The sequence below is a fragment of the Serratia sp. (in: enterobacteria) genome (assembly GCF_052400455.1).
Lineage (GTDB): Bacteria > Pseudomonadota > Gammaproteobacteria > Enterobacterales > Enterobacteriaceae > Serratia > Serratia ureilytica.
This window is the reverse complement of record NZ_CP185812.1, coordinates 3,186,823-3,202,509: the sequence shown is the minus strand read 5'-3', so window position 1 is coordinate 3,202,509 and position 15,687 is coordinate 3,186,823. Positions and strand designations below refer to the sequence as shown.

Below are 15,687 nucleotides of genomic sequence, written 5' to 3'. Positions count from 1 at the left end.
TCAGCTCCCCGCCGGTTCCGGCAGGGCCGGCATGGCAAAGAAGCCGGGCAGTGCAGCGATGCGCGCCGCCCAGCGACGTATCGCAGGGTAAGGCGACAGCGAAATGCCGCCTTCGGCCGCGACCGCCACGTAGCTGTGGCAGGCCAGATCGGCGATGGTGGGGTGTTCGGTGGCCAGGTAGTCCCGCTCGCTCAGGTGCTGTTCCATCTGCGGCAGGAAACGATCGCTGACCGCCCGCGCCGCCTGATAGTCCTCCGGCACGGCGAATTGGGCGATCAGTCGGCAGGCCGCCGGGCCGTAGCGGACTTCACCGGCGGCTTTGGAAAGCCAGGCCTGCACTCGCGCCGCCGCGGCCGGCTGTTCCGGCAGCCAGTGGCTGTCCGGCGCATAGCGCTTCACCAGATAGACCAGAATGGCGTTGCTGTCGGCCAGCGTCAGATCGCCATCCTGCAAGACCGGGATCTGGCCGAACGGGTTGAGCCGGCGGAAGGCTGCGCTCTGCCGTACGTCCGCCGAGGCTTCGACCCATGCATAGGGCAGCGCCAGCATGCGCAGCAGCAACGCCACGCGATGAACGTGGCCGGAAAGCGGGGTGCCGTAGAGTGTGATGGTGGACATGGCGTTTCTCCTCAGTGCTTTTTGTCAGCATACTCTTGCGTTGAACGAGCGAAATCCGGCAATGTGGAAATTGATAATTTCACTTTTCGGAAGAATCTATGGATCGGTTAGACGAGTTGGCGATTTTCGTGGCGGTGGTGCAGCAAGGCAGCCTGGCGGCGGCCGGGCGCAAACTGCGGCGTTCGGCGCCGGCGATCACCCGGGCCATCGCCGCGCTGGAACAGCGTTTCGGCACCCGATTGGTGGAGCGCACGACCCGGCGGCTGGCGCCCACCGAGGCGGGTGCGCGGCTGTTGGAGCGCGCGCAACGGCTGCTGCAGGATTATCAGGCGGTGGTGCAGGATACCGCCGAAGCGCAGCTGAGCGGCTTGCTGCGCGTTACCTCGCCGGTGCAGTTCGGCCGCCGGTACGTGGCGCCGGTGGTGATGGCATTTCTCGATGATTACCCGCAGATGCAGATCGAAATGGTATTGAACGATCGCAATCTCGATCTAATTGACGAAGGGTTGGATATCGCGGTGCGCATCGGTCATCTGCAGGACTCTTCACGCGTGGCGCGGCGGCTGGGGCAGGTCAGCCGGGTGACGGTCGCCAGCCCGGATTACCTGGCGCGCTGCGGTGAACCGCGATCGCCGGCGCAGCTGGCGGAGCACGCCACCATCGTCGGCACCCAGCGGCCGTCGCTGCGCGAATGGCGCTTCGGCCCGCAGGAAAACGGCGAGCGCGTGCGATTGACGCCCCGGCTGTTGCTCAACGACGTGGAAGCGCAACTGCTGGCGGTGCGCGCCGGCAAGGGCGTCGCCCGGTTGCTCTCGTATCAGGTGGCGGACGATTTGGCCGCCGGCACGCTGGTGCGGCTGTTGACGGATCATGAGCCGTTGCCGATGCCGGTACAGCTGGTGGCGCAGCAGGCGCAGCACATGCCGCTGAAGGTGCGCGCCTTTTGGGATTATGCATTTGAACGGCTCAGCGCCTTGCCGAAAATTCAGCTGGACGGGCGGGGGAAATAAACGCAAAAAGTTTCATGGGTTAAACTTTTTCATTATTCATCAGGTTTTATTTTACCGGGCGCGCATTGCTGATGCGCCCGTCTTGACAATAATTTTGTCGGTGCTAATAGTTAATTCACATCTTAAATAATAAACGAAGTTTAATATATGAAACCACTTGCGGGGAGTTATGACAACGGCGCCACGGTGGATAATGAAGCGGCTATTTTGACTTCATTTCAAACCCGCAGCGCGGCTGTTTATAAACAGACGCGCCATGAAAATAATATTGCTTATGGCAACGGGGAACGTGAAAAATTTGATTGGCTCTATTCTGCAAAGCAGCATCAGGGGACGTTAATTTTTATTCACGGCGGCTATTGGCAATTTTGCGATAAGGCGGATTTCGCCTTTATCGCCGCCGGGCCGCTGGCGTTGGGTTTTGACGTGGTGTTGGTGGAATATGCGCTCGCACCGGCGGTGGATCTCGACGAAATATGCCGACAGATCGGAATGGCACTGGATGCCATTCAGCGCCGCCTGCCGCCGCACTACGCCCATCCGGTTTATCTGTGCGGCCATTCCGCCGGCGGGCAGTTGGCGGCGCTCTGGCAGCAGCATGCGTTGGTGGATGCCGTCTTTCCCATCAGCGGCCTGTTCGAGCTGGCGCCGCTGCAACAAAGCTATGTCAATCGGGCGCTGCAGTTGACCACGCGGCAAATTGAAACGCTCAGCCCGGCGCGCCGCCTGCCGACGCGCGGCAAGCCGCTTACGCTGTATTACGGCGCATTGGAGCTGCCGGAACTGAGAGGTCAGTCGCAACACTATCATGCGGCGCTGCGCCAACGCGGGCTGCCGGCTGAACTGGTCGCGGTGCCAGGCGCCAACCATTTCACCATCCTGGATGCGTTGTTCGCCGCCGACGGCGCGCTGCTTCGCCAACTTGACCACCACGGGAACCACTGACATGCGCGAGATTGTAGAGACCGGGCTGCCGGATATCGGCCAGCCTTTTTCCTGGGCCACCCGGGGCGGCGGCATGCTGTTTACCGCCCACGGCCCGGTGCGGGCGGACGGCAGCATCGACACCGGCGCGCCGGAGCGACAGATTGCGCTGACCTTCGATAACCTGGCGCAGACGCTGAAGGCGGCGGGCAGCCACAGCGATAAGGTGCTGCAGGTGATCGTGTATCTTACCGACGTTAACGACGTTAAATGGCTCGATGATATTTACCGGAAATACTTTAATTATCCTTATCCCAATCGCTCCACGGTTATCGTCGAGAAATTGGTGGTGCCCGGAATGAAAATAGAAATTACCGTCAGCGCCATCGCCTGATTTAATTTCTCCTTAAGCCTGTCTTCATATTAATTCAATAACGAGTTAAGGATGCGTCATGTTTAAACAGATTGCACCTTCCGCCGCCGATCCTATTATGTCGCTGATGGAAGCCTATTTGCAGGATCCCAATCCACAAAAAGTGAATTTAGGCATTGGGCTGTATTACGATCGGCAGGGGAATATTCCGCTGATGCGCGCGGTTGAGGCGGCCGAGCAGCGGTTGCTGGCGCTGCGCCGCCCGCACGGTTATCCGCCGATCGAAGGTTCGCCGCAGTTCGCCCGCCAGGTGCAGGCGCTGCTGTTCGGTGAGCAACAGGCGGCCGAGATCGCCACGGTGCAGACCGTCGGCGGCTCCGGCGCGTTGAAGCTGGCGGCGGATTTTTTTGCGCCACTTTCTGGCGCGCGGTGAAATCTGGGTGTCCGATCCTACCTGGGCCAATCATTGGGCGATTTTCGAAGGCGCCGGGCTGCGGGTGAATACCTATCCCTACTTTGATGAAGCGGCGGGCGGCCTGCGTTTCGCCGCCATGCTCGACGCGCTGGACAGCCTGCCGCCGGGCAGCGTGGTCTTGCTGCACCCTTGTTGCCACAACCCAACCGGCACCGATCTGACGGCGGAGCAGTGGCGCGCCACGCTCGCCGTGCTGCAACGACGCAGCCTGCTGCCGCTGTTCGACATCGCCTATCAGGGCTTCGGCGACGGGCTGGAGGAAGACTGCTTTGCATTGCGCGAAGCGCTGAAAACCGATCTGCCGTTTTTGGTCTGCAATTCGTTTTCCAAAAACGTCGCGCTGTACGGCCAGCGTCTGGGCGCGCTGTCGGTGCGCTGCGCCGACGCGGAAAATGCCGCCAACGTCAAAGGGGCGTTAAAAACGCTGATCCGTCGCAGCTACTCCTGCCCGCCGACGCACGGCAGCCAGATCGTGGAAACCCTGCTTGGCGACGCCGAACTCGGCGAGCTTTGGCGCGATGAGCTGGCGGAAATGCGCTCACGCATCAAGCAAATGCGTGAACAGCTGGCCGCCGGGCTGGCGCAGGGCGGCTCTTCGCTGGAGCACCGGCGCATTCGCGAGCAGCGCGGCATGTTCAGCTATACCGGCCTGAACGAAGCTCAGCTGCAGACCCTGCGGCAGCGCTACGCCATCTATCTGGTCTCGCCCGGCCGCATGTGTCTGCCGGGGCTTAACCCCGGCAACATCGACTATGTGACCGCCGCGATCCTCGACGTCACCCGTACCGCCTAACTCCGCCCGGGAGCACAGCCATGCCACAGATGAATGATTTTGAGCATATCGCCCGCCGCCAGGGCGGGTTGAACAAGCATCTTACCGCCGGGCAGATGTCGATGCTGGCGATCGGCGGCGCCATCGGCACCGGGCTGTTTCTCGGCAGCGCCTACGCCATTCAGATGGCGGGGCCGTCGGTATTGCTGAGCTACCTGATCGGTGGCGTCATTGCGCTGCTGCTGATGGGCAGCCTGGCGGAAATGACCTCCGAACACCCGACGCCCGGCTCGTTCGGCGACTACGCCGAATTCTATCTCGGCCCGCTGTTCGGTTTTCTGGTGCGTTACTCTTACTGGTCTTGCGTGGTGCTGGCGGTGGGCACCGAAGTCACCGCCATCGGCATGTACATGCAGTTCTGGTTCCCGGCGACGCCGACCTGGCCGTGGGTGCTGCTGTTCTCGGCGGCGGTGATCGTTGTTAACGTGATCGGCGTGAAATCGTTCGGCCAGGTGGAATACGCGCTGTCCACCGTCAAAGTGACGGCGATCGTGGCGTTTATTCTGATCGGCATCGGCATTCTGGCGTTCTCGGGCAACCCGGCCTACGGCCTGCGCAACCTGACCGCCGGCGGCTTTATGCCGTTTGGCGTCAAGGGCATGTGGTTCGCGGTGATCGTGTCCATCTTCAGCTACCTGAGCATTGAAATGATCGCGGTGGCCGCCGGCGAGGCGAAGAATCCGGTGATTGCGGTGAAGGCGGCGTTCAAGGGCACCATCGTGCGGCTGTTCATCTTCTACATGCTGTCGATCGCCCTGATGCTGGCCATCGTGCCCTGGCGCCAGTCCGGCACCGGCGAAAGCCCGTTCCTGATGGCGATGAACGTGATCCATCTGCCCGCCGCCGCCGGTATTTTCAACTTTATCGTGCTGGTAGCGGCGCTGTCGGCAATGAACAGCCAGCTGTATATCACCACTCGCATGATGTTCTCGCTGTCGCGCGCCGGGCAGGCGCCGGCGGCGTTGGGGCGCGTCAGCCGGCGCGGTATTCCGGTCAATGCGCTGGCGATGTCGTGCATCGGTATCGTGGTGTCTATCGTGCTGAGCCTGGTGGCGCCGGAAACCTCGTTCGCCGCCATGATGTCTATCTCGGTGTATGGCGCCTGCTTTACCTGGCTGATGATTTTCGTCACCCACCTGTTCTTCCGCCGCCGGCATCGGCAGACCCACCTGAAATTTCGCATGTGGGGCTTTCCCTATACCACCTTGCTCGGCGCCGGGCTGATGGCGGCGTTGATGATCTCGACGGCGTTTACCGAATTCTTCCGCATGACGCTGTGGTTCGGTATTCCGTTCACTTTGCTGCTGGTGGCGGCTTATCACTTCCAGAGCCGCCGCGCGGCTACGCCGTCGCCGTTCAAGGCGCCGGAAGTGGAGTAATGAGAGGGGACTGAGGCGCGCCTTCAGCCCCTGAGACTAAAGCTGGCTTTTCGGGATCAGGTGGTCGCCGAAGCTCAGGCGCCGGCGGCCCGGTTCGATTTCGGTCAGCGGCGCCACTTCGTGCAGCGAGGATTTGCAGCGCTGCACCAAATCCTGATACTCGCGGGTGCCGGCGATCTTCCAGGCCAGCTCCTGTTCGGTCAGATCGCGCAGCACGCGCGCCGGGCTGCCGACCACCAGCTTGTTGGCTTCGATCACTGCCGCGGCTTTGACGAACGCCATCGCGCCGACGATGGTGTTCTCGCCGATCTCCGCACCGTCCATCACCACCGCGTTCATGCCCACCATCGCGTTGCGGCGAATGCGGCAGCCGTGCAGGATGGCGCCGTGGCCGATATGGCCGTCTTCTTCCACCACCGTGTCCTGCTGCGGGAAGCCGTGCATCACGCAGTTGTCCTGAATGTTGGCGCCGTCGCAGATCACCAGGCGGCCAAAATCGCCGCGCAGGCTGGCGTTCGGGCCGATATACACGTGTTTGCCGACGATCACGTCGCCAATCAGCACCGCCGTCGGGTGCACGTAACTGCTGGGGTCAACGACCGGCGTCAGGCCGTCAATCTGATACACAGGCATAGCGTGAGTTCCTTAATATGTAGGGTCGCGCGGTAGGCCGCCGAAGCGCCGATAGTAGCCGGCGGCCGGCGCGGGCAGGGCGCCGATGGTGGTCTCCGCCAGCGCGCTGACGTAGTCCGTCGCGGCGCGATCGACCTGCTGATAGAGATTGATGCACAGATTGCGGGCGATCTGGCCCTCCCACTGGGCGGGCAGCAGCGCGTCCGGCAGCAGCGGATCTTTCAACACCACGCGACGGAAGAAGTGAATCAATAATAGCTTAATCTGGAAACAGCGCAGCGGCGTCAGCGCCGCCGGGTCGACTTCGCGCAGCAGCGCCATCAGCGGCCGGAAAGAGACGATAAACTCATGATAACCGGCCGCTACCTCGCTCAATGACCAGCAGTCGGCCACCAGTTTCTGCAGCGTTTGCTCGGAGCGGTTGTAGGGGTAATCGGCGCGGAAGTAGATCACCTGCTCGCTGGCGTTCAATTCGCCGAGCAGCGCCGTCACGTCGGTTTGCGCATGAGTGGGGGCGGCCATCAGGTTGTTGGCGATCTGCCCGAACCCGAGCCAGCCCAGCTCTTTTTTCAGCCGCGCGCGCGCGTTTTTTTCGGCGCATTCCAGCAGCAACAGCTCCCATTTGCCGTCCCAGGCGGGCTGCTCGCGCAGATAGATCTTCGATTCGGCGTGGCGGAACTGGCGCATTCCCTGCTCGGTCACGCGGTAGAAGCTGCGGCGGCCGATTTTCTCCACCGCCAGCCACCCCTCTTTCTGCAGGCGGAACACCGAGGTGCGCACGAAGCGATCGCCGAAACCGAAGGCCTCCAGCAGCGCGCTCAGGCTGCCGAGCCACACTTCGCCGCCGCGGTGGCTGAGCGCGTCGCCGTACAGCGAAATGATCAGCGACGTGCCGCTGATCGGCTGGGCGTCGACGGCATGGCGAATGAACTCATCCAGTTTATGTTCCATATTTTTCCATGGGTTAGCCTTCGATGAGCCACAACATTACCATAATTTGGGGCGGCGTCATCCGTGACGCCGTGCGCCTCAGCGCGGCCGCAGATCGACCACGCGCTGCGCCTTGCCTTCCGAGCGCGGAATATCGCCGCAGTTGGCGATGCTGACGTCGGTGCTGACGCCCACGATCGATTTGATGTGGTGGCGCAGCTGGTGGCAGATATCGCAACGCTGCTGATGGCTGAGGCTGAGCGCCGATTCTTTCAGCTCGACGCGCACCGCCAGCGTGTCCAGATGCCCGCTGCGGCTGACCTGCAGTTGATAGTGCGGCGACAGCTGCTCGAACTGCATGATCTGTTCTTCCACCTGCGACGGGAAGACGTTGACGCCGCGGATGATCAGCATGTCGTCGGAGCGGCCGGTGATCTTGCCCATGCGGCGCATCTGGCGTGCGTCGCCCGGCAGCAGCCGGGTGAGATCGCGGGTGCGGTAGCGGATCACCGGCAGCGCCTCTTTGGTCAGGGTGGTGAACACCAGTTCGCCGTGCTCGCCGTCCGGCAGGGCGATGCCGGTCTCCGGGCAGATGATCTCCGGCAGGAAGTGGTCTTCCCAAATGGTGGGGCCGCCGCCGCTTTCCAGACATTCCATCGCCACGCCCGGCCCCATCACCTCCGACAGGCCGTAAATATCCAGCGCCTTGATGCCCATGCGGGTTTCGATTTCGTGGCGCAGGGCTTCGGTCCAGGGTTCGGCACCGAACACGCCGAGCCGCAGCGAGCAGCCGCGCGCGTCGCCGCCCATTTTGCGCTCCAGTTCATCGATCAGCGTCAGGCAGTAGGACGGCGTCACCATGATGATGTCGGGTTTGAAATCGAGGATCAGCTGCGCCTGGCGTTCCGTCTGCCCGCCGGACATCGGGATCACCGTGGCGCCGAGCCGCTCCGCGCCGTAGTGTGCCCCCAGGCCGCCGGTAAACAGGCCGTAACCGTAGGCGACGTGCACCTTGTCTTTGGCGGTGGCGCCGCCGGCGCGCAGGCAGCGGGCGACGATATCGGCCCAGTTATCGATGTCGCGCTGGGTGTAGCCCACCACCGTCGGGCGGCCGGTGGTGCCCGAGGAAGCGTGGATGCGCACCACCTGTTCCATCGGCACCGCGAAGGTGTCGAACGGGTAGTTGTCGCGCAGATCCTGCTTGGTGGTGTAGGGGAAGCGCGCCAGATCGCTCAGCTGCTTAAGATCGTCGGGGTGTACGCCCGCCTGATCGAACTTGCGCTTGTACATCGGTACATTGTCGTAGGCGTGGTGCAGCGTCCACTTCAAACGCGCCAACTGCAACGCTTCAATCTCATCGCGCGAGGCGAATTCGATCGTTTCGAGGGGCTGTGGATTTATTGTCATGGTTAGCCTCAGGGGTCAGACACGCTCAATGATCATGGCGATGCCTTGGCCCACGCCGATGCACATGGTGCACAGAGCGTAGCGGCCGGCTCGCCGTTCCAGTTCAAACAGGGCGGCCAGCGCCAGGCGCGCGCCGCTCATGCCCAGCGGGTGCCCCAGAGCGATCGCGCCGCCGTTGGGGTTGACCTGCGGGGCATCGTCCGGCAGGCCAAGCTGGCGCATCACCGCCAACGCCTGGGCGGCGAACGCTTCGTTCAGTTCGATGACGTCCATCTGCGCCAGGCTCAGCCCGGCGATCTCCAGCACCTTGCGGGTGGCCGGCAGCGGGCCGATGCCCATCAGCCGCGGTTCCACGCCGCAGGTGGCGGTGGCAAGGATGCGCGCGCGCGGCGTCAGGCCCTGGCGCGCCGCCATCGCTTCGGAGGCGACGATCAGCGCGGCCGCGCCGTCGTTCAGCCCCGAGGCGTTGCCGGCGGTGACGCTGCCGGGTTGACGGAACGGGGTTTTCAGCGCCTGCAGCTGATCGAAGGTGGTGTCGGCGCGCGGGTGTTCATCCTGGCTGAACAGGGTGACTGCGCCTTTTTTACCGGTGATGTTGACCGGCGCTATCTCCTGCGCCAGGTATCCCAGCGCCTGCGCCCGGGCGGCGCGCTGCTGGCTGCGCAGCGCAAAGGCGTCCTGATCGGCGCGGCTGATGTTGAACTGCGCCGCGACGTTTTCGGCGGTCTCCGGCATCGAATCGGTGCCGAACTCGGCCTGCATGCGCGGGTTGACGAAGCGCCAGCCGAGGGTGGTGTCGTACAGCTGCGCCTGTCGGCTGAAGGCGCTGTCGGCCTTGCCCATCACCAGCGGCGCTCGGGTCATCGATTCCGCGCCGCCGGCCAGCATCAGCCCGGCGTCGCCGGCTTTGATGCTGCGCGCCGCCATCGCCAGCGCGTCCAGGCCCGAACCGCACAGGCGGTTCACCGTGGTGCCGGAAACGCCGACCGGCAATCCGGCCAGCAGCAGCGCCATGCGCGCCAGATTGCGGTTGTCTTCCCCGGCCTGGTTGGCGCAGCCGAGGATCACATCGTCCAGCTGCGCCCAATCCACCTGTGGATAGCGCTCCAGCAGCACGCGCAGCGGCAGGGCGGCGAGGTCGTCGGCGCGCACCTGGGCCAGCGCGCCGCCATAGCGGCCGATCGGGGTGCGCACGCCGTCGCAGATAAATGCCTGATTCATGCCTGATCTCCTAAAATGCTGTGACCGAGGCGGTGCGCGCGGCCGCGAAACCAGGCGACGGTTTTGCCCTGTTGATTGACGATTTCGACGTCATACAGCCCGGTGGCTTTGCCCTGATGGCGCATCTGCGCGCTGGCGGTGAGGCGATCGCCGGCCAGCGCCGGGCGGACGAAGTCGATGCTGCAGCCGGAAGCCACCGCCGCCAGCCCCTGGCTGTTACAGGCGTAGGCGAAGGCGGTATCCGCCAGGCTGAACAGCTGGCCGCCATGGCAAGTCTGGTGGCCATTGAGCATCTGCGGGCCGACGGTCATGCTGACCTGCGCGTACCCTACGTCGACGGCATCGATGTGCATCCCCATCGCCTGAGCGCAGGTATCTTGCTGGAACATCTGTTCGGCGCAGCGCTGAGCCAGCGCGCGCGGCGTATTGGCGTTCATTGTTCGGCTCCTGGGAAAGCGGCGGGGGAAGCGTAGCGGCGCAGCAGCGGCATCGGGCGATAGCGCGCTTCGCCGTAATAGCGTTGCAGGTTTTCCAGCGTTGTCAGAATGTGGCACCAGCCGAGTGCGGCGCCCCAGGCGAGCGGGCCGCGCGGATAATTGACCCCGCGCAGCATCGCCAGATCGGTATCCTCGGCGCCGGCGACGCCTTTGTTCACCACGTCGAGCGCTTCGTTGGCCAGCATGGCCAGGGTGCGCATCGTCAGCAGGCCGGGGTAATCCGGCAACAGGATGACGCGTTTGCCGAGGGACTGCAGCAGACGGATCGCTTTGGCATTGTGTTGCGCGCCGTTTTGCGCCGCACAGCTGATGGCGATGGCGGAGGCATGCGCATAGTCGGCACAGAGATCGAACAGCACCACGGGCGTTCCACGTTCGTCGGCCAGTTGGCCGGCGGTTTTACCATTGGTTAACATCAGTGTAACGTCGTCGATCGTGACGTGCGGGCTGGTCTGGCCAGGTTGTTTGATCGCCCCCGCATTTTCGCATAACAGCTGCGCCAAATCGGCCAGCGAAGACCAGTCGCCGTGCAGCGTAACGCGCTGCGGCAGCGCGGCCTGTGCCGGTGGCGCAAAGGCGATCATCTCTGCGGTGGGGCGTTGCGCGTCATAGCGGTAGAAGCCGCGGCCGGATTTGCGGCCGAGGCGCCCGGCGGCCACCAGCTCCTGCTGCACCAGCGAGGGGGTGAAGCGCGGATCCTGGTAGAAGGCCTGATACACCGAGTCGGTCACGGCGTAATTGACGTCCTGGCCGATCAGATCGGTCAACTGCAGCGGGCCCATGGCGAAACCGCCGGCGTCGCGCATTACCGCATCCAGGGTGGCGGCGTCGGCCACCCGTTCCTCCAGCGCGCGCAGGGTTTCGGCGTAGAACGGCCGCGCCACGCGGTTGACGATGAATCCCGGCGTCGAACGACACACGACGCTCTGCTTACCCCAGCGCTGCGCCAGGGCTTGCAGCGCGGCGAGGGTCTCGGCCCCGGTCTCCAGACCGCTGACGATCTCCACCAGCTTCATCAGCGGCGCCGGGTTGAAGAAGTGCAGCCCGGCCATGCGCTGCGGGTGTTGCAAGGCGCCGGCGATGGCGGTGATCGACAGCGAGGAAGTATTGCTGGCGAACAGCGCCGTGGGCGAGCAGATCGCTTCCAGATCGCGGAACAGGCTCTGCTTGATCGCCAGATTTTCCGCCACCGCTTCAATCACCAGCGCGCTGTCGGCCAGTTGCTCGAGCGAATCGGCGCGTTCGAGACGCGCCAGCAGCGCCTCGGTGGTGTTTGCGTCGGCCTTGCCGCCGTCGACCCGCTGCCGCAGGCGGCGAGCGAGTTCGTCGATCGCGCGCTGGGCGGCGGCGGGGGCGATATCGAACAGCCGCACCGGGTGACCGGCGGCGGCGGCCACCTGCGCAATGCCGATGCCCATGGTGCCGGCACCGATCACCGCCACCTGGCCGTTAAGAAGGGGCGCGTTCATGGCTATTTCCCGCTGAAGTTTGGCGTGCGTTTGGCGAAGAACGCGCTGACGCCTTCGCGGTAGTCGTCGCTGCGGCCGCCCAATCGCTGCAGATCGCGTTCCAGATCGAGTTGTTGATCGAGGCTGTTGGTGGCCGAACTGTAGATGGCTTTCTTGATTAGCCCCAGACCGTAAGTCGGCTGGGTGGCCAGATGGCGCGCCAGCGTTTGCGTGCGGTCGGCCAATTCATCCGCCGGCACCACCTGCCAGATCATGCCCCACTCCAGCGCCTGTTGGGCGCTGATTTTGTCGCCCAGCATGGCCATGCCCATCGCGCGGGCGTGGCCGGCCAGCCGCGGCAGGAACCAGCTGCCGCCGGAATCCGGCACCAGCCCCAGGCGGCAGAACGACTGAATAAAACCGGCGTTGTCGGCGGCGATGACGATATCGCACGCCAGAGCCAGCGCGGCGCCGGCGCCGGCCGCCACGCCGTTGACCGCGCACACCACCGGTTTGGGCAGGGCGGTCAGGCGACGGATCAGGGGGTTGTAGAAACGTTCGACCGACAGGCCGAGGTCCGGCGCCTGTTGATCGGCGCTGACGTTGCGATCGTTGAGATCCTGCCCGGCGCAGAAACCGCGGCCGGCGCCGGCGATCAGCAGGCAGCGCACGTTGTCGTCGCGTTCGGCTTGCGTCAGCGCTTCGCTCAGTTGGCGATGCATCTCGTCGTTAAAGCTGTTGAGCCGATCCGGCCGGTTGAGGGTCAGCGTCAACACGCCGGCGTCGAGATGACTGAGAATCAATGCGTTATCCATAAATCAGCGCCCCTGATAGTTTGGCGTACGTTTTTCGAAAAAGGCGGCGATGCCTTCGCGGCGATCGTCGGTGGCGGCCAGGGTGACGAACTGCTGACGCTCCATCGCCAGCCCCTGGCTAAGGCCGGTTTCCTCGGCCTGTTTCAGCGCCTGCTTGGCGGCGCGCAGCGCCAGTGGCGCCTGACGGCTGATGCGATCGGCAATCTGCTGCGTGCGCTCCAGCGTCAGGGCATCGACGCACACTTCGCTGATAAGGCCAGCCTGCAGCGCGGTGCGGGCGTCGATGGCTTCGCCGGTCAGCACCATCTGGCTGGCGCGCGACTTGCCGACGCAGCGGATCAGGCGCTGGGTGCCTCCGGCCCCCGGCATCAGGCCGAGGGTGATCTCCGGTAGGCCGAAGCGGGCGCTTTCGCCGCCGATAACGATGTCGCAGGCCAGCGCCAACTCGCAGCCGGCGCCCAGGGCATAGCCGTTCACCGCCGCCAGCAGCGGCTTGCTGAACTGCGCCAGTCGCTGCCACAGCTGCGGACGGCGATCCGCCAGCGCGGCCGGCAGATCCTGCCGTTGCAGCTCGTGCAGATCGGCCCCGGCGGCAAAGAAACGCGCCGCGCCGGCGATCACCACGGCGCCCACGCCGCTGTCGGCATCGGCCTGCTCCAGCAGAAACACCAGCTGCTCCAGGCAAGGGGTGCTCAGGGCGTTGCGCGCCTCCGGGCGGTGCAGCGTCAGCGTGACCACGCGGTGCTGCTGCTGGCGCAAAATAAAGGGGGTATCCATCGCGGCTCCTAGACGTCGAAGTCCAACACCACGCCGTCGCCTTTCGGCCACGACTGGCAGCTCAATACATAGCCCGCCGCCAACTGATCCGGCTCCAGGCTGTAGTTGACGCCCATCTCCACCTGGCCGGCCTTCAGACGGCATTTGCAGGTGGCGCATACGCCGCCTTTGCAGGCGTAGGGCAGGTCGGCGCCCTGGCGCAGCGCAGCGTCGAGAATGCTGTCGTCCTGTTCGCCGAGCTCGATATCCAACCGGCGGCCGTCGAGCAGGATTGTCACCCTGGCGGCGTTGCGATCGCCGCTGTGGCGCGGGCGGGTGACCAGGCCGCTGGTGTTGAAACGTTCGCTGTGGATGTGGTTGGCCGGTACGCCGGCCTGTTCCAGCACGGTCTGCGCGTCGTCCATCATCGATTCCGGCCCGCAGATGAAGGCGTGGTCATAGTCGCGGAAATCCAGCAGCGCGCCGCCGATCGCCGCCAGGCGCTCACGGTCGATGCGGCCGCTGAGCAGCGGGCTGTCGAGGCTCTCCTGGCTGAACAGGTACAGCGGCTGAAAACGCTGCGGATAGCGGTTTTTCAGATCCGACAGCGCCTCTTTGAACATCATTGAACGGCTGTTGCGGTTGCCGTAGATCAGGGTGAAGCTGCTGCCCGGCTCAAGCTGCAGCGTCGCCTTGATGATCGACAGCATCGGCGTGATGCCGGAGCCGGCGGCGATCGCCAGATAGTTGCCGCGGCGCTCCGCCTGCGGCTGATAGCCGAAGCGCCCCTGCGGCACCATCACTTCCAGCGCATCGCCGACTTTCAGCATGCGGTTGACGAAGCCGGAGAAACGGCCCTGATCAATCGCTTTTACGCCGATCTGCAGCAGGCCTTCCTGCGGTGAACTGCAGATGGAATAGCAACGCCGCAGCTCTTCGCCGTTGACCCGCGCCTTGAGCGTCAGGTGCTGGCCGGGAGTGTAGCGGTATTGGTTTTGCAGCTCTTCGGGCACCCGCAGGGTGATGGCTACGGCGTCCGGCGTTTCGCGCTCGATGGCGGCGACGTTCAGGCGATGAAAGACCGTCATGGTGTCAGCGCTCCTATATGCATTTGAAGTAGTCGAACGGTTCCCGGCAGTCGCAGCAGCGGTACAGCGCTTTACAGGCGGTGGAGCCGAACTCGCTGATCTTCTCGCTGTGGGTGCTGCCGCAGCGCGGGCAGGCGACCGGGCCGTGGGCGTGCGGCCGATCGCAGGTGTGGCCCTGCGGGGGCGCTACGCCGTATTGCCGCAGCCGCTCGCGGGCGTCGGCGTTCATCCAGTCGGTGGTCCAGGCCGGGCTGAGGCGAATGTCCACCCGCACCGGGCTGAATCCGGCGGCCGTCAGCCGCTGCTCGATGGCGTTGAGCAAAAATTCGGTGGCCGGGCAGCCGGAGTAGGTTGGGGTGAAGGTCACGCGCCAGCCGCTGCCGTCGCGGGCCACGTTGCGCACCATGCCCAAATCGGTGATCGACAGCACCGGCAGCTCGGGATCGCTGATCTGCTGCAGGCAGTGCCAAATCTGCGGGATTTCGGCGGGTTGCAAACGAGTGACGTTCATCGCGGCCTCCTACCACTGACTGTTTGGATAGGCGCGCTGCAGGAACTGCATCTCCGCCAGCAGCGGGCCGAGGTGTTCGCTGTGCTGACCTTGCTTGCCGCCGTGACGGAACGCCTGCTCGGCAGGCAGCGTCAAGATCGCCTGGCGCAGCGTCTCCGCCACCAGCGCCTGCCAGGGGGCCTGCAGCTCGCGCGGATCGACGGCGATGCCTTGTTCCGCCAGCTCAAGCTCCAGCGCGTCGGCATGGAACAGTTCGGCGGTGAAACGCCACAGGTTATCCAGCGACTGTTGGATCTTGCGGTGGCTGATATCGTTGCCGTCACCGAGGCGGATCATCCAGCCGCGGCTGAAACGCAGGTGGTAATCGGCTTCCTTCAACGATTTGGCGGCGATGGCGGCGATCTGCGCATCGCGGCTGCGGCTTAGCGCCTGGTGCAGCTGCACGTGGTAGGCGTCGAGCAGGAACTGGCGCACCAACGTGTCGTTGAAACCGCCGTTCGGCTGTTCCGCCAGCAGCAGGTTATGGAACTGGCGCTCGTCACGGCCGAAGGCCAGGCTGTCTTCGCTGCAGGGCGGGCCGGCCAGTTCGGCGGCGTAGCCCAGGAAGTGGCGCGCCTGGCCGAGCAGATCGAGACCGATGTTGGCCAACGCCAGATCGATTTCCAGCTCGGGCGCGTGGCCGCACCAGGCGCACAGGCGCTGGGCGAGGATCAAAGGCGTGTCGCCCTGGCGGAGCAAATAGCTGATGCGCGGATCGTTAACCGTCATGG

Annotated in this window: 16 protein-coding genes and 1 pseudogene; 5 read left to right on the top strand and 12 right to left on the bottom strand. The window is 64.3% G+C overall.

Annotated elements, in window-relative coordinates; translation table 11 throughout:
- The gene (locus ACORQT_RS15650; RefSeq protein WP_046687379.1) at positions 1-618 is read right to left on the bottom strand and encodes a glutathione S-transferase family protein; all 618 of its coding nucleotides are present in this window, start codon (positions 616-618) and stop codon (positions 1-3) included.
- Between the two features lie 98 nt (positions 619-716).
- Between ACORQT_RS15650 and ACORQT_RS15645 the strand changes: the two genes are divergently transcribed.
- From ACORQT_RS15645 to ACORQT_RS15625, 5 genes and pseudogenes are all read left to right on the top strand, one after another.
- Positions 717-1,628 carry a LysR family transcriptional regulator gene (locus tag ACORQT_RS15645; protein ID WP_164057883.1) on the top strand — a complete coding sequence of 304 codons (912 nt, stop codon included), beginning with the start codon at positions 717-719 and terminating at the stop codon, positions 1,626-1,628.
- A 147-nt stretch (positions 1,629-1,775) separates the two neighbouring features.
- Positions 1,776-2,573 (top strand): alpha/beta hydrolase, encoded by a 798-nt coding sequence (locus ACORQT_RS15640; RefSeq protein ID WP_042784932.1) that lies wholly within the window; start codon positions 1,776-1,778, stop codon positions 2,571-2,573.
- Position 2,574: 1 nt separating this feature from the next.
- Positions 2,575-2,946 (top strand): RidA family protein, encoded by a 372-nt coding sequence (locus ACORQT_RS15635; protein ID WP_033643621.1) that lies wholly within the window; start codon positions 2,575-2,577, stop codon positions 2,944-2,946.
- A gap of 58 nt (positions 2,947-3,004) precedes the next feature.
- Positions 3,005-4,193: pseudogene (locus ACORQT_RS15630) on the top strand (amino acid aminotransferase).
- A gap of 20 nt (positions 4,194-4,213) precedes the next feature.
- Positions 4,214-5,611 (top strand): amino acid permease, encoded by a 1,398-nt coding sequence (locus tag ACORQT_RS15625; protein WP_042784930.1) that lies wholly within the window; start codon positions 4,214-4,216, stop codon positions 5,609-5,611.
- Between the two features lie 36 nt (positions 5,612-5,647).
- Here the strand turns inward: ACORQT_RS15625 and paaY are convergent, their stop codons facing one another.
- The 11 genes from paaY to paaC form a co-directional block, all read right to left on the bottom strand.
- The gene (gene paaY / locus ACORQT_RS15620; protein WP_033643617.1) at positions 5,648-6,244 is read right to left on the bottom strand and encodes a phenylacetic acid degradation protein PaaY; all 597 of its coding nucleotides are present in this window, start codon (positions 6,242-6,244) and stop codon (positions 5,648-5,650) included.
- A gap of 12 nt (positions 6,245-6,256) precedes the next feature.
- On the bottom strand, positions 6,257-7,195 hold the full coding sequence (gene paaX / locus ACORQT_RS15615) for a phenylacetic acid degradation operon negative regulatory protein PaaX (protein ID WP_042784929.1): 939 nt from the start codon (positions 7,193-7,195) through the stop codon (positions 6,257-6,259).
- 78 nt (positions 7,196-7,273) lie between these two features.
- Entirely contained in the window at positions 7,274-8,581 is a 1,308-nt protein-coding gene (gene paaK, locus ACORQT_RS15610; protein ID WP_016927188.1) for a phenylacetate--CoA ligase PaaK, read from the bottom strand.
- A gap of 15 nt (positions 8,582-8,596) precedes the next feature.
- On the bottom strand, positions 8,597-9,802 hold the full coding sequence (gene pcaF / locus ACORQT_RS15605; RefSeq protein WP_147838101.1) for a 3-oxoadipyl-CoA thiolase: 1,206 nt from the start codon (positions 9,800-9,802) through the stop codon (positions 8,597-8,599).
- Positions 9,799-10,239, bottom strand: coding sequence for a hydroxyphenylacetyl-CoA thioesterase PaaI (gene paaI, locus ACORQT_RS15600; RefSeq protein ID WP_033643614.1), 441 nt, complete (start codon positions 10,237-10,239; stop codon positions 9,799-9,801). Before paaI ends, pcaF begins: the two co-directional genes overlap by 4 nt.
- Positions 10,236-11,768, bottom strand: coding sequence for a 3-hydroxyacyl-CoA dehydrogenase (locus ACORQT_RS15595; protein WP_164057882.1), 1,533 nt, complete (start codon positions 11,766-11,768; stop codon positions 10,236-10,238). The genes paaI and ACORQT_RS15595 overlap by 4 nt, the downstream gene beginning before the upstream one ends.
- Before the next feature lie 2 nt (positions 11,769-11,770).
- Positions 11,771-12,562 carry a 2-(1,2-epoxy-1,2-dihydrophenyl)acetyl-CoA isomerase PaaG gene (gene paaG, locus ACORQT_RS15590; protein ID WP_033643612.1) on the bottom strand — a complete coding sequence of 264 codons (792 nt, stop codon included), beginning with the start codon at positions 12,560-12,562 and terminating at the stop codon, positions 11,771-11,773.
- 3 nt (positions 12,563-12,565) lie between these two features.
- Entirely contained in the window at positions 12,566-13,339 is a 774-nt protein-coding gene (gene paaF / locus ACORQT_RS15585) for a 2,3-dehydroadipyl-CoA hydratase PaaF (RefSeq protein ID WP_164057881.1), read from the bottom strand.
- A gap of 8 nt (positions 13,340-13,347) precedes the next feature.
- A complete protein-coding gene (gene paaE / locus ACORQT_RS15580; RefSeq protein WP_147838098.1) occupies positions 13,348-14,406 on the bottom strand; it encodes a 1,2-phenylacetyl-CoA epoxidase subunit PaaE in 1,059 nt (352 codons plus the stop codon).
- Positions 14,407-14,419: 13 nt separating this feature from the next.
- A complete protein-coding gene (gene paaD, locus ACORQT_RS15575; RefSeq protein WP_096242364.1) occupies positions 14,420-14,917 on the bottom strand; it encodes a 1,2-phenylacetyl-CoA epoxidase subunit PaaD in 498 nt (165 codons plus the stop codon).
- A gap of 9 nt (positions 14,918-14,926) precedes the next feature.
- The gene (gene paaC, locus ACORQT_RS15570) at positions 14,927-15,685 is read right to left on the bottom strand and encodes a 1,2-phenylacetyl-CoA epoxidase subunit PaaC (protein ID WP_164057880.1); all 759 of its coding nucleotides are present in this window, start codon (positions 15,683-15,685) and stop codon (positions 14,927-14,929) included.
- Positions 15,686-15,687 lie beyond the last annotated feature (2 nt).

Bases quoted from the DNA above. Each gene is read 5' to 3' on its own strand.
- ACORQT_RS15645 (WP_164057883.1), top strand. From the start codon at position 717: ATGGATCGGTTAGACGAGTTGGCGATTTTCGTGGCGGTGGTGCAGCAA.
- paaK (WP_016927188.1), bottom strand. From the start codon at position 8,581: ATGACAATAAATCCACAGCCCCTCGAAACGATCGAATTCGCCTCGCGC.
- ACORQT_RS15595 (WP_164057882.1), bottom strand. From the start codon at position 11,768: ATGAACGCGCCCCTTCTTAACGGCCAGGTGGCGGTGATCGGTGCCGGC.
- paaD (WP_096242364.1), bottom strand. From the start codon at position 14,917: ATGAACGTCACTCGTTTGCAACCCGCCGAAATCCCGCAGATTTGGCAC.
- paaE (WP_147838098.1), bottom strand. From the start codon at position 14,406: ATGACGGTCTTTCATCGCCTGAACGTCGCCGCCATCGAGCGCGAAACG.
- paaG (WP_033643612.1), bottom strand. From the start codon at position 12,562: ATGGATAACGCATTGATTCTCAGTCATCTCGACGCCGGCGTGTTGACG.
- paaX (WP_042784929.1), bottom strand. From the start codon at position 7,195: ATGGAACATAAACTGGATGAGTTCATTCGCCATGCCGTCGACGCCCAG.
- paaF (WP_164057881.1), bottom strand. From the start codon at position 13,339: ATGGATACCCCCTTTATTTTGCGCCAGCAGCAGCACCGCGTGGTCACG.
- ACORQT_RS15650 (WP_046687379.1), bottom strand. From the start codon at position 618: ATGTCCACCATCACACTCTACGGCACCCCGCTTTCCGGCCACGTTCAT.
- ACORQT_RS15635 (WP_033643621.1), top strand. From the start codon at position 2,575: ATGCGCGAGATTGTAGAGACCGGGCTGCCGGATATCGGCCAGCCTTTT.
- paaC (WP_164057880.1), bottom strand. From the start codon at position 15,685: ATGACGGTTAACGATCCGCGCATCAGCTATTTGCTCCGCCAGGGCGAC.
- pcaF (WP_147838101.1), bottom strand. From the start codon at position 9,802: ATGAATCAGGCATTTATCTGCGACGGCGTGCGCACCCCGATCGGCCGC.
- paaY (WP_033643617.1), bottom strand. From the start codon at position 6,244: ATGCCTGTGTATCAGATTGACGGCCTGACGCCGGTCGTTGACCCCAGC.
- ACORQT_RS15640 (WP_042784932.1), top strand. From the start codon at position 1,776: ATGAAACCACTTGCGGGGAGTTATGACAACGGCGCCACGGTGGATAAT.
- paaI (WP_033643614.1), bottom strand. From the start codon at position 10,239: ATGAACGCCAATACGCCGCGCGCGCTGGCTCAGCGCTGCGCCGAACAG.
- ACORQT_RS15625 (WP_042784930.1), top strand. From the start codon at position 4,214: ATGCCACAGATGAATGATTTTGAGCATATCGCCCGCCGCCAGGGCGGG.